Genomic DNA, 13,345 nt, shown 5'->3' with positions numbered 1-13,345 from the left:
AAAAATGAGCGTTTTTGACTGTGAGAAATAGAGAAGTAGTGTTATATTCTTTAGCATTTAGCTCACCATGAGGCTATTGGCCATTCGTCTACCTATTATGTTACTTGATATAATTTTGTACATAGTAAGCAGATAAATTACCAACCTTTGTGAGCAACTTGACTAGTTTGCTTTTTTGTATCAATAGAGACTCAGATGGACGATCAATCTTTAAAACAGGCCGCTTTAAATTACCACGAATATCCAAATCCAGGGAAAATCAGCGTCACGCCAAGTAAGCAACTTGTCAACCAACGAGATTTGGCTCTAGCTTATTCACCAGGGGTTGCTGCTCCATGTTTAGAGATTGAACGTGATCCTTCAGCTGCTGCAAAATATACAGCGCGTGGTAACTTGGTTGCTGTTGTCAGTAACGGTACTGCGGTTCTTGGTTTAGGTAATATTGGTCCATTAGCTTCTAAACCGGTAATGGAAGGTAAAGGCGTTCTGTTCAAAAAGTTCGCTGGTGTCGATGTATTTGATATTGAAATTGCTGAAAACGATCCAGATAAAATCGTTGATATTGTTGCTTCATTAGAACCAACTTTCGGCGGTATTAACCTTGAAGATATCAAAGCGCCTGAATGTTTCTACATTGAAAAGAAACTTCGTGAACGCATGAAAATTCCTGTGTTCCATGATGACCAACACGGAACAAGTATTATTGTAGGTTCAGCATTATTAAATGCTCTACAAATCGTTAATAAGAAAATTGAAGAAATCAAAATCGTTGCTTCAGGTGCAGGTGCTGCTGCCCTTTCTTGTTTAGATTTACTTTGTGCTTTAGGCGTAAATAAAGAAAACATCATTGTTGCCGATTCTCGTGGTCTTCTTACAACTTCACGTGAAGGCTTGGATGAATCGAAAAAACGTTATGTACAAGACATTAAAGCGACCCAATTACATGAAGTAATGGCTGGCGCGGATATGTTCTTAGGTCTTTCAGCTGCTGGTATTCTCACCAAAGATATGGTGAAACAAATGGCTGAAAATCCGATTATTTTTGCATTAGCAAACCCGGATCCAGAAATTCTGCCTGAACACGCACATGAAGTACGTCCAGATGTAATCATGGCAACTGGTCGTTCGGACTACCCGAACCAAGTAAACAACGCTTTATGTTTCCCTTATATCTTCCGTGGTGCACTTGACGTAGGTGCGACAACCATTAACGAAGATATGAAAATTGCATGTGTACACGCAATTGCACGTATGGCTCATGTAGAAGCTGATGCTGCAACATATGGTGAAAAATCTGCTTCATTTGGTCGTGACTACTTAATTCCACGCCCACTTGATCAACGTTTGATTTTAGAAATCGCGCCTGCTGTTGCTAAAGCTGCAATGGACTCAGGTGTTGCAACTCGTCCTATCGAAGATTTCTCTGCATATCGTCAAAAACTTTCTGAGTTTGTTTATAACTCAGCATTCTTGATGAAACCAATCTTTGCTCAAGCAAAAACAGATCCTAAACGTATTGCATACGCTGAAGGTGAAGATGAGCGCGTATTACGTGCTGTTCAAATTGCAGTTGATGAAGATTTAGCTAAACCAATCTTAGTTGGTCGTACAGCAGTCATTGAAGCAAACATCAAAAAATTAGGCTTACGTTTACAACACGGCGTAAATATCGAAATTGTAGATCAAGAACAAAATCCGTTATACGAAGAGTTCTGGAAAGACTACTATCAAACTATGCAACGCAAAGGCATCACTGTTGAATATGCTCAACGTGAAGCTCGCCGTCGTTCAACACTCATTGCTGCACTTCTAGTTAAGTTTGGCAAAGCAGATGGTATGTTATGTGGTACTTACAGTAGCTATAACATTCACCTTGACTTCGTACGCAATGTAATTGGTCTTAAAGAAGGCATGAACAACTTCTTCACGCTTAATGCATTAATGCTTGAAGATCGCAACTTGTTTATTGCTGATACTTATGTAAACACTAATCCGACTGCTGAACAACTTGCTGAAATGACTATTTTAGCGGCTGAAGAAGTACGTCGCTTTGGTATTACACCACGCGTAGCGCTACTTTCTCATTCAAGCTTCGGTAGTGACCAGACAGACTCAAGCGCTCAAAAAATGCGTGAAGTTTATCGTATTTTATCTGAGCAAGCTCCAGAGCTTGAAGTTGAAGGTGAAATGCATGGTGATGCAGCATTAGACGAAAATATTCGTCATTTTGCATTCCCTGGTTCTCGTTTCAAAGGTTCAGCGAACTTGCTGATTATGCCGAACCTAGATGCAGCAAATATTTCGTTCAACTTGTTAAAAGCAACTTCTGGTAACAACGTAACAATTGGTCCAATTTTGCTAGGTGCTGCTAAACCAGTTCATATTTTGACTCCGACAGCGACGACTCGCCGTCTTATCAATATGACTGCTTTAACTGTTGCTGAAATTCAACAGCAAGAAAAGTAATTTAGAAACCGCTTTTTACGAAAAGCCTTTCTAATGACTTGAGAAAACCTCTATTCTGTAGCATGATTGCTTGAAGAATAGAGGTTTTTTCATGCAAGTGTATTTAGTAGGCGGTGCTGTTCGAGATTATTTACTTGGGCATCCCTATCAAGAAAAAGACTATGTTGTGGTCGGTGCAACGCCGGAACACATGCTCGCCCAAGGTTTTCAACCTGTAGGCAAAGATTTCCCTGTGTTTCTTCATCCCGAAACCAAAGAAGAATACGCACTTGCACGAACCGAACGAAAGTCTGGACAGGGATATCACGGGTTTCAATTCTTTACTGATACAACCGTTAGTTTAGAAGATGACTTAATTCGTCGAGACTTAACCATTAATGCGATTGCAATGGATCAAGATGGTAAAATATATGATCCATATGGTGGCCAAAACGACTTAGAAAATAAAATTCTGCGCCACGTTTCAGAAGCTTTTGCTGAAGACCCTTTACGGGTATTGCGAGTCGCGCGTTTTGCCGCCCGATATTTCCCATATGGTTTTCAAATTGCGCCAGAGACATTGCAACTTATGCAAACCATAGCAGATTCAGGTGAACTTGATGCACTAACACCAGAGCGCGTCTGGAAAGAAACTTCACGCGCTTTAATGGAAAATCATGCCGATATTTATTTCCAAACTTTGCGTGACTGTGGGGCTTTAAAACATCTTTTCCCTGAGATTGATGCTTTATTCGGTGTGCCTCAACGTCCTGAATATCATCCTGAAGTGGATTGCGGCATTCATACTTTAATGTCATTACAGCAAGCTTGTAAGTCGAACTATTCACTTGATGTACGCTTCGCTGTTTTAGTACATGATCTTGGTAAGGCCCTCACTCCAGCTGAGGAACTTCCTCGTCATATCATGCATGAAGAACGTGGAATTAAGCCAGTTACCCAATTATGTGAACGTTTAAGAGTTCCGACACAGACCAAACAATTGGCATTATCAGTGTGCAAAGAACATTTAAAATGTCATCAGATTATGTCCTTGAAACCTGGTACTTTATGGCGTCTATTGCAACGCTTAGATGTTTTACGTCGTCCAGAAAGAGTGGAAGCTTTTGTACAAGCCTGCGAGTGTGATGCAAAAGGCAGATTAGGACTAGAAGACCGTCCATATCCTCAAGCTCAATACATGCGTGAAGCCATGCAAATTGTTCGTTCCATTAAAGTTCAAGATTTACCGGAGAACATTAAGGGTGCTGAAATTGGTGAAATGCTTATTCAGTATCGAATTGAAGCTTTAGCTGAATTTAAAAATCAGCATCAAAGTCTTAGTCACTCCTAATGAACAACAATAAAAAAAGCCTCAAAATGAGGCTTTTTTTATTTAGGTTTTAACGTCTTGGAAGCGGAATATACTGAGATTGTGTATTCTGTGCTTTTCGCTCACCTACCGTCACAACATAGTTTTGTTGTTTACCTTCTCTTTCAACCAGAACATTAATTTCGCTATTTGGTGCTTGCAAAGCGACATAATTAATTAAATGAGAAGCTGAAGTGATCGGCTCATTATTCACCTGAACAATTTTATCGCCAACTTTAATTCCTGCAGCATCTGCCGGACCATTTTTTAAGACATCAGCAACCACTACACCCACTTGCTGCTTAGGTGCCAACACATCGTCTTGTGTAGGTGGAAGTAAACTAATACCCAACCAACCACGAACAACACGACCATCTTTTAAAATCGAGTTTAATACTTGCTGACAAACCTTTGCCGGAATCGCGAAGCCAATACCTAAAGAGCCACCCGATTGTGAGAAAATCGCCGTATTTACACCAATCAAGTTACCAGCCACATCGATTAATGCGCCACCTGAGTTACCTGGGTTAATTGCAGCATCAGTTTGAATAAAGTCTTCATAGGTATTAATACCTAAATCAGAGCGACCGGTTGCTGAAATAATCCCTTGAGTTACAGTTTGCCCTACGCCAAATGGGTTACCAATCGCTAAAACAACATCACCAACTTCATTACCACTGAGCTTAAAAGGCAATACTGGTAATTTATCTAAATCGATTTTAATAACCGCCAAATCTGTATCAGGGTCGGTGCCAACAATTGTAGCTTCTGCTCGGCGTCCATCATGTAATGCCACCACAATCTGGTCAGCTTGAGCAATCACATGATTATTGGTGAGAATGTAACCATCGGCGCGAACAATAACCCCTGAACCTAAACTATTTTCATTTTGCTGTTGTTGCTCAGGAACCTGATTTCCAAAAAATTCACGGAATACCGGATCACTTAATAAAGGATGATTTTGTTTAACTTTCTGGGTCGTAAAAATATTAACTACTGCTGGTGCTGCAACTTTTACCGCAGCACTATAAGACACCACCCCGCCCGTTCGAGAAGTATCAACCAGTGGCTCAACTTTCTCAGCTGGCATTTGCACCCCATCAACTGCAACAGTTGGTTTCGGCTGATGGTATTTTTGCCATGCAATAAAACTGGCAATTACAATAATAAGTAACACCCAAGGTAACCATGTAAAGGTGCGGCGCACGTTCATATCCTCTACGCAAAGAAGTTTTTAATTAAATTAATATATTGAACAAAAAGAGTTTTCAGTTAAGCATTTTAAATTAAATATGTCGATATACATAAAAAAGTCAAAAAAGATTTGTCTAGCTTTAGTTACACAACAAAATATGTTTCTATAGCTTTAGCAACTTTTACTACTCAATTCAGGAAATATCATGGCAAATTTGCATGAAATTATTCAGTGGTGCGACCAAACCTTAAAAGCAGCAGAATTTAAAGATTACGCACCAAATGGCCTGCAAATTGAAGGTTCAACTGAAGTAAAACGTATTCTTTGTGCAGTAACTGCTTCTGAAGATGCAATTGATGCAGCCATTGCTCAGAATGCCGATCTCTTACTCGTACACCACGGTTATTTTTGGAAGGGCGAACCGTACCCAATTACTGGTATGCGAGGTAACCGTATAAAAAAACTTATTCAAAATAATATCTCATTAGTCGCTTACCATCTGCCTTTAGATGCACATCCGAGTTTAGGCAATAATATCGCTATTGCAGAAAAACTAAACTTACAAAATTTAGAACCACTTGATCTAACCGAGAAACATCCAATTGGTAATATCGGTTATTTAGAGCAAACGCTTTCTGTAGAGGAATTTAAAGCAAAACTACAAAACAGTTTTGATTTTAAAGTGATCCATTTACCGGCTGAAAAACAAAGTATTCAAAAAGTGGGCTTCTGTACAGGTGGGGCTCAGGATTTTATTGCTAAAGCTGCTTTACAAAATTGCGATGCTTATATTTCAGGCGAAGTCAGTGAACGAACTTTTTATGAAGCAAAAGAATTAGGCGTTCATTATTTTGCCTGTGGTCACCATGCAACCGAACGTTATGGGGTTCAACGTTTAGCACAAGCAATTTCAAAACAGTTTGCTATTGAAAGTGAATATTTTGAATTGAATAATCCGATTTAATTAAGTCTTTTTTTCAATCTGTGTTATGCGTATTAATTAGATCTTTATTGTGTATAGTTCTTTAAAAGGCTGCCCTATTGCATCCAGAATCATTTACAATAGAGCCACTTAATTGTATAACCCAGCAAATGCAAGGAATAGGAACATGACAACCATTACTTTACCTGCACTTCCATATGGCTATGATGATTTAGCGCCACATATCAGTAAAGAAACTTTAGAATACCATCACGACAAACATCACAATACCTATGTTGTTAACTTAAACAACTTAATCAAAGGTACTGACCTTGAAGGTAAAACTTTAGAAGAAATCATTAAAGCAACTGCTGGTGATGCATCTAAAGCTGGTATTTTCAACAATGCTGCTCAAGTTTGGAACCACACTTTCTACTGGAACAGCATGAAGCCAAACGGTGGTGGTAAGCCTACTGGCGCAATCGCTGCTAAAATTGACGAAACTTTTGGTAGCTACGAAAAATTTGCAGAAGAATTTACTGCTGCTGCAACAACTCAATTCGGTTCAGGTTGGGCTTGGTTAGTTGCTGATGAAGTAAACGGTAAACTTTCTATTACTAAAACTTCTAATGCAGACACTCCACTTGCACATGGTCAAATTGCTGTATTAACAATTGACGTATGGGAACATGCTTACTACATCGATTTCCGTAACTTACGTCCTAAATACATCGCAACTTTCTTAGAAAACCTTGTGAACTGGGACTATGCAAATGCAAAACTTGCAGGCCAACCAGCTGGTGTAGAGAAATAATTTTATTTCTTTATAAAAAACCACCCTGTTTTGGGTGGTTTTTTTATTTTTAGTACAACAAAAGCATATTAATCAAGCAAACGATTCATTTTCTTTAATATTCTTATTGACGCTTTTAGATTTCATCCATAAAATGCGCATCAGATTCTCCAATAGCTCAGTCGGTAGAGCGACGGACTGTTAATCCGCAGGTCCCTGGTTCGAGCCCAGGTTGGAGAGCCATCTACTAATCTCCCATAGCTCAGTCGGTAGAGCGACGGACTGTTAATCCGCAGGTCCCTGGTTCGAGCCCAGGTGGGAGAGCCAAGATTCTAAAAGCCCACATTCATTGTGGGCTTTTTCTTTTCTAATCATTTAATATTTTTCTATTATTTTGAATAAAATCAATGTTTCGAATATTTTTAAACCAATCAGTTAGATATTCTCACTAATTCCATTATTAACCCTTGACCTCGCCCCCTTTCCTGCCTAAAATCCCTTTCCAGATTCTCCCATAGCTCAGTCGGTAGAGCGACGGACTGTTAATCCGCAGGTCCCTGGTTCGAGCCCAGGTGGGAGAGCCAAGATTCTAAAAACCCACTCCTTATGAGTGGGTTTTTATTTGTATGATGTCTTCACATGTTTGAATCGAGTCACTTATTTTTTATTATTTTAGGTTGCTTAAGCACCTGTATTTTTCTTCTTGTTTGTTTACGTCCTTATTTATTTCCAAAACAAAAGTTCTTTGCCCGTCCTGTTATTACTAATTTTGAAACTCAAATGTTTATACGCTTAAAACAGAGTTTCCCAAGTTATCATGTTCTAGCACAAGTGGCTTTTAGCGCATTAATAACCAGTAATGATTATAAGGTTCGTAGTCAGTTCAACCGTAAAGTCACTGATTTTGTTTTGCTTGATGAAAACATGGAAGTAATAGCCATTATTGAGCTAGATGACCCTACTCACCTTGAGAAAGTAGAAGAAGATCGTCTTCGTGATCAAATGCTCATAGAGGCAGGTTATATCGTAAGACGCTATACAAACATCCCGAGTGTACGCCAGCTACAAAAAGATATTTATTAAAAACTACTGTTATTTCTTGTCAGAATTGGCAGCTTCTTTCTCAGCTATTCTTTTTTCCATTTCTAAACGCTGCTGTTCATATTGTTTCTTATTCTGAGCATCACTTTTTGCAGCCAAAAAAAGTATTCCAATAATCAGAAAAGGAATAAGTAAACCTAATCCCATTAATAACCAAGGAACAGATTTTTTTTCAACAGATTGCTGGCTCATAAGTTCTTCAAACTCAAATAATATCGATTTCAGAATGCGTAACAATATAACAAAAAGAGCCTCTATAAAGAGACTCTTTTTAAAACTAATTTTAATCAAGTAAATAGATCTTAAAATTTACCTGTACAGTGAGGGCTTTGGCTGGCATCTTTCTGCGCATCAGTTAACACAATACCTGTACCCGCTGACATTTTAGCTTGAATGAAATCTACAGCATTGGCATTTTGACATACGATTGCTTGAGTATGGGTCGCATTCGGTACAATGGTTAGCTTATAACCTTGATCGTAGCCTGCTTGAGGGAAAAACTTCAAAGCATTCGCTTTCATATTCGCGAATAAGCCTTGTGTCACCACAGGCAATACTGCTTGATCTTTTTCGCCTTGAATAATAAATACCGGTGTTTTAATAACTTTCTCGGCTGTAGCATTTGTTGCAGGTTGAGTTGCTGTCAAAAAGTTTTGAACAACTTGATCTGTCTTAAATTTATTCAGATCGATACCGTACTGAGTAATTTGATGTGTAGGGTCAGCCAAGAAAGCTAATATTCCGGCTTTAAATTTCTCTTGCAGGCCGTTTGCAGTATCAGGCGCAGGATAACTTAAACAAGCACCATCATCACCAGTACGACCATAGGCCAATTCTGCAATGTCAGCTGCTCCCGATGTAAAAATTGCCTTCAAGTCATAGTCTGGTTGCTGTGCTTTAATTCCCGCACTAGCGAATGCTGCATATGCTAATAATTCGGCATATCCTTCTGCAGTTTTATCAATTGTAGGTACAGCAAGTGCTAGTGGATCATTTGGAGACATTTGACCTGCAGCAATCGCTGCATCAATCTGTCTACGCGCTCTAATTGCCTGATCTAGCTTACTAACTGCAAAATTACTGTCTTGATTCATTTCAGGATCAATATAAATTTGAATGATTGTTCCTAAGCTTGAAGCAGGTGCTCCAGCTACAGCACCCTTATAACTTACATCCGTATTAGCAAACTCAGCAGTACCCAATGAGGCATGTCCACCTTGAGACTGACCAATTGACATCCAATCGCCTTTTAACTGAGTCCCATAATGCTCTTTGGCTGCTTTGACTGCGGCTAATGCAGATTTTGCTTCACTAGATAAGTTTAAGTACGGATGTACGCCTGGGGTGCCTAAACCCTCATAATCTGGCGCAATAATGACATAACCGGCTGCCAACAAAGTCTCAGCAAGGATTTTAAATCTCGGATTAATTGCATTTTTACTTGGTGCGCAACCATCACCCACCCCAACAGTTCCATGTTCCCATACCACTACCCGATAACCATCTTTGGGTTGTATTGCTTTTGGAAACAGTACCATTGCTGTAGCAGTTGCGGTTTTTCCTTGAACATTTGTCATGTTATAAGTCATGACTTTAATTGATGAAGCATTATCAACTTTATCAATTGCGTAATTACTTTCTGAGACATAAGCTTTATTTGTGTCTATCCCTGTGTAGTCATCATCATCGTCATTACATGCTGTAAGAAATAATGCTGAAATTGATAATGTTATAGCTAAAGCAATTTTTGACCGTTTCATAGAATATCCTTTTTATGTGTTATTTATTCCGCATATTTTTCATGCACAAATATTAAGACATAAAAAAAGTGCTCTGCATAGAACACTTTTCAACCTCACGGTCATTTTTACTATATGAAATTTAAAAATATTCCTAGAAAAATGATTAATCCAACCCAACGATTGTGACGGAATGCCCAAAAACATACCTGAGGGTTGCGGTCTTTGGTTTTAATTGTTTGATATATAAAATCAAATGCCACTACAACTAAAGCAATAATGGCCCAAGGAAATAAGATATTTTCTAAATATAGCGCTGTACCAATCAAAACAAGACTTATTGCTTGTAAAAGCGCAATAATCTGGATGTCATATCGACCAAAAAGAATAGCTGTAGATTTCACACCAATCTTTAAATCATATTCACGGTCTGTAATTGCATATTGAGTGTCATAAGCCACTGTCCAAGCCAAATTACCAAAATACAGCAACCAGCAAGTCAGATCCGGAGTTTTACCTACCGCAGTAAAGGCCATTGGAATTGACCATGAAAATGCTGCTCCTAAAAAAACTTGCGGTAAGTTGGTATAGCGTTTCATAAATGGATAAATGAAAGCTAAAAATAATGCTCCAAATGACCAGTAGAAAGTTTCTATGGGTAAAAAGAACAACAAACATGCACTTGCTAAAACAAGACCCAAGAATACATATACTGCTTCTCTGGCTCGAATAACCCCTGTTGCTAACGGACGTGTTTTTGTACGCTCTACATGACCATCTACTTTACGATCAGCAAAGTCATTAATGGCACATCCAGCAGCGCGCATAAAAATGACGCCTAAAATCATGACGAATAAAATACCTAAATTCGGTATTCCTTTTGATGCAACCCAAAGTGCCCACATGGTTGGCCAAAACACCAGTTCAGTACCAATTGGCTTATCAAATCGGCATAGATAATAATAAGCTTCTAAACGCTGACGCCATATTGTACCTGTTGCAGTCGTCATAGTAATTCCTTGTCGTGCTGCTGATATAAAAAAGCTTCAAAAGCCGGTAAGAATGTTTCTTGAACAATAAATTTACATCCATGCCAAGTATAGCAACTTTGTCGCGTCCAGCCTTCTGGTAAACGAATAACCCGGCGATCACAAAGTGGTGTTGTTCTTTGAAATAAAAAAAGACCTATTGGCTTAGAACCAATATGCTGAAATATACGAGCTTTTTTTTGTAAACTTTGAATGGGAAAAATACTTTTTGCTTTCACCCACGGCTCTACATCACTGCCATATAAATAGGTTTCCCTTACCCAAGAAGTGTGGGTATGGGGCATGTTCATCCATTGACTGTCGGCAAAAGTTAAACGCTGGAAATGTTCTTTGAAAGGTTTTACGCTGAACTTCCCACCACCCAGCTCAGTGAGTTGTTGTGTCAGAGAACCAGACGCATACAACCATGTTTTCAATTCAGGATTTAAAGTCTTTTCCTGCTTAAGTACTGGTTGTCGTTTACGCATAATCTGCTCACATGAAAACTCGCACCTAGTTTACCCCAATTTTTTGATAAAAAACGTAGAGAATTCAATCAACATTCCAAGCAATAAAAAAGCCTGCATAAGCAGGCTTTTTTATGAAGTATGTATTACAGGCTGTAGTACATATCGAATTCAACTGGGTGAGTAGTCGTGTTAAGACGACGTACATCTTCAGTTTTAAGTTCGATGTATGCATCAAGCATTTCTTTAGTGAACACGCCGCCTTTTAACAAGAATTCGTGATCTGCTTGAAGTGCTTCAAGAGCCATATCTAGGCTATGAGCAACTGTTGGGATTTTTGCTTCTTCTTCTGGAGGAAGATCATACAAGTTCTTATCAGCAGCTTCGCCCGGATGGATCTTGTTTTGGATACCGTCGATACCAGCCATTAACAACGCAGCGAAACCTAAGTACGGGTTCATCATTGGGTCTGGGAAACGAGCTTCGATACGTTTACCTTTAGGATTAGAAACGTAAGGAATACGGATAGATGCAGAGCGGTTACGCGCTGAGTAAGCAAGCATAATTGGTGCTTCGAAGTGAGGAACCAAACGCTTGTATGAGTTTGTAGATGGGTTTGTGATTGCATTCAATGCACGAGCGTGCTTGATGATACCACCGATGAAGTACAATGCCATTTCTGAAAGGCCTGCATATTCATCACCAGCAAACAAGTTCTTGCCATCTTTAGAGATAGACATGTGAACGTGCATACCAGAACCGTTATCACCTACCATTGGTTTAGGCATAAACGTAGCTGTTTTTGCATATTGATGTGCAACGTTCCAAACAGCATATTTGAACTGTTGAACTTCGTCAGCTTTACGAACAAGGGTATTGAAGCTCACACCAATTTCTAATTGGCAAGAAGCAACTTCGTGGTGGTGTACTTCTACACGACCTGGGCCCATGATGTCTTCAATTTTTGCACACATTTCTGCACGCATGTCTTGTGCAGAGTCAACTGGAGGAACTGGGAAGTAACCACCTTTAACACGTGGACGGTGACCTGAGTTACCAGACTCGTAATCTTTACCAGTAGACCAAGCAGCTTCTTCAGCGATTAATGTATGACGAGCGCCAGACATATCGATGTCCCATTTCACTTCGTCAAATACAAAGAATTCTGGCTCTGGACCAAAGAATGCAGTATCACCGATACCTGTAGATTTTAAGTATTCTTCTGCACGGCGAGCAATCGAACGTGGATCACGTTCATAACCTTGACCAGTTGAAGGTTCAATAACGTCACAAGTCACAACTACTGTTGGCTCAGCAAAGAACGGGTCGATGAAACCAGTTTCTGCATCCGGACGTAAAATCATGTCAGATGCTTCAATACCTTTCCAACCAGCGATTGAAGAACCATCGAACATTTTACCGTCTTCAAAAGTATCTTCATCAATAGAATCAGCTGGGTAAGTTACGTGCTGTTCTTTACCCTTAGTATCAGTAAAGCGAAAATCGACCCATTTTGCGCCACTTTCTTGTATGAGTTGAAGGACCTTGTTCGCCATGCTCATTTTGCTCCAATGAAATTTTGTTGCACTTGTTGAGTGCGTGTTAGTTGCTGGTATTTATTAAGCAATTCTCATACCAACTTTATAAGACTTACCTAAAACATTGAATTACTTATAAGTATTCATGATTTAGGCCCCTTGTCTTGAACCCATTATACTGTTTGCTTGTGTAAATGCACCATATTCACACATTTTCAAATTATGGCATATTTAAATAGCTCATTATTGCCCTAATTTAGTGCAAAATTGTTGCACTGATATAAACCGCTGCATCAATTTCTAACAGTCGTCCATGATCATAATACTTTCTTATATATAATGCTGAGATTCTTATCGGATTACTTGAAAATAATCACTCCTTTGACATCGATCTTCCCCAATGAATTCCTTTGGTTTATTTCAGCAACTTAAATTTATGACTTAAACCATCAGTTAAATGCCTTCTGCTTTAGTTAAAATCTAATAATTATTTTTCATTTTTATGAATTTCTCTAAATAAACGCACTATTTAGTCGCTATCTAAGCAGTTAATAAGACCACATATAGTAGATCTCACATTACTCAGCAAAAAATAAATTTTACTATTCATGTTCTTTTTCATTCACTTTTTTTATACAGGCCAAACTTGCTTTTATTATTAAAAAAAACTAAAAAACTATATTCATAAATTTTTGTTATAAATAAACAAACCAAAAGTTATGTTTATAAAAAACTTAAAAGCATTCAA

General features: G+C 38.8%; 11 protein-coding genes and 3 tRNA genes. 8 read left to right on the top strand and 6 right to left on the bottom strand.

Annotated elements, in window-relative coordinates; genetic code table 11:
* Positions 1-195 precede the first annotated feature (195 nt).
* Both G9371_RS01390 and G9371_RS01385 read left to right on the top strand, forming a co-directional pair.
* Positions 196-2,466, top strand: coding sequence for an NADP-dependent malic enzyme (locus tag G9371_RS01390; RefSeq protein ID WP_000342684.1), 2,271 nt, complete (start codon positions 196-198; stop codon positions 2,464-2,466).
* Between the two features lie 91 nt (positions 2,467-2,557).
* Positions 2,558-3,796, top strand: coding sequence for a multifunctional CCA addition/repair protein (locus G9371_RS01385; protein ID WP_029424524.1), 1,239 nt, complete (start codon positions 2,558-2,560; stop codon positions 3,794-3,796).
* A 49-nt stretch (positions 3,797-3,845) separates the two neighbouring features.
* On the opposite strand, the gene G9371_RS01380 is transcribed toward G9371_RS01385, so the two are convergent.
* Complete coding sequence (locus tag G9371_RS01380) at positions 3,846-5,021, bottom strand: S1C family serine protease (RefSeq protein WP_001254962.1); 1,176 nt, start codon at positions 5,019-5,021, stop codon at positions 3,846-3,848.
* 193 nt (positions 5,022-5,214) lie between these two features.
* Here G9371_RS01380 and G9371_RS01375 point away from each other — a divergent pair, with 193 nt between their 5' ends.
* The 6 genes from G9371_RS01375 (at position 5,215) to G9371_RS01350 (ending at position 7,807) form a co-directional block, all read left to right on the top strand.
* On the top strand, positions 5,215-5,973 hold the full coding sequence (locus G9371_RS01375) for a Nif3-like dinuclear metal center hexameric protein (RefSeq protein WP_001284930.1): 759 nt from the start codon (positions 5,215-5,217) through the stop codon (positions 5,971-5,973).
* 145 nt (positions 5,974-6,118) lie between these two features.
* A complete protein-coding gene (locus tag G9371_RS01370) occupies positions 6,119-6,745 on the top strand; it encodes a superoxide dismutase (RefSeq protein ID WP_029424526.1) in 627 nt (208 codons plus the stop codon).
* A 146-nt stretch (positions 6,746-6,891) separates the two neighbouring features.
* Positions 6,892-6,967, top strand: a tRNA-Asn gene (locus G9371_RS01365).
* Positions 6,968-6,975: 8 nt separating this feature from the next.
* Positions 6,976-7,051, top strand: a tRNA-Asn gene (locus G9371_RS01360).
* A gap of 181 nt (positions 7,052-7,232) precedes the next feature.
* A tRNA-Asn gene (locus G9371_RS01355) sits at positions 7,233-7,308 on the top strand.
* Positions 7,309-7,363: 55 nt separating this feature from the next.
* Complete coding sequence (locus tag G9371_RS01350; RefSeq protein WP_000464149.1) at positions 7,364-7,807, top strand: DUF2726 domain-containing protein; 444 nt, start codon at positions 7,364-7,366, stop codon at positions 7,805-7,807.
* Positions 7,808-7,816: 9 nt separating this feature from the next.
* Here G9371_RS01350 and G9371_RS01345 read toward each other — a convergent pair whose 3' ends face one another.
* The 5 genes from G9371_RS01345 to glnA form a co-directional block, all read right to left on the bottom strand.
* Positions 7,817-8,017 (bottom strand): hypothetical protein, encoded by a 201-nt coding sequence (locus G9371_RS01345; protein WP_000082790.1) that lies wholly within the window; start codon positions 8,015-8,017, stop codon positions 7,817-7,819.
* 110 nt (positions 8,018-8,127) lie between these two features.
* The gene (locus G9371_RS01340) at positions 8,128-9,585 is read right to left on the bottom strand and encodes an alpha/beta hydrolase family protein (RefSeq protein WP_029424527.1); all 1,458 of its coding nucleotides are present in this window, start codon (positions 9,583-9,585) and stop codon (positions 8,128-8,130) included.
* Positions 9,586-9,695: 110 nt separating this feature from the next.
* Positions 9,696-10,574 carry a 4-hydroxybenzoate octaprenyltransferase gene (gene ubiA / locus G9371_RS01335; RefSeq protein ID WP_029424528.1) on the bottom strand — a complete coding sequence of 293 codons (879 nt, stop codon included), beginning with the start codon at positions 10,572-10,574 and terminating at the stop codon, positions 9,696-9,698.
* A complete protein-coding gene (locus G9371_RS01330; RefSeq protein WP_001231791.1) occupies positions 10,571-11,080 on the bottom strand; it encodes a chorismate--pyruvate lyase family protein in 510 nt (169 codons plus the stop codon). The genes ubiA and G9371_RS01330 overlap by 4 nt, the downstream gene beginning before the upstream one ends.
* 125 nt (positions 11,081-11,205) lie before the next feature.
* Positions 11,206-12,621: a type I glutamate--ammonia ligase gene (gene glnA, locus G9371_RS01325; RefSeq protein ID WP_000061267.1), complete on the bottom strand. Its 1,416-nt coding sequence runs from the start codon at positions 12,619-12,621 to the stop codon at positions 11,206-11,208.
* Positions 12,622-13,345: the final 724 nt, after the last annotated feature.

Origin of the sequence: Acinetobacter sp. EKM10A (assembly GCF_011075215.1) — a bacterium.
Taxonomy (GTDB): Bacteria; Pseudomonadota; Gammaproteobacteria; order Pseudomonadales; family Moraxellaceae; genus Acinetobacter; species Acinetobacter baumannii.
Note: the sequence above shows the minus strand (reverse complement) of the source record. Positions and strands in the feature narration are given on the sequence as shown.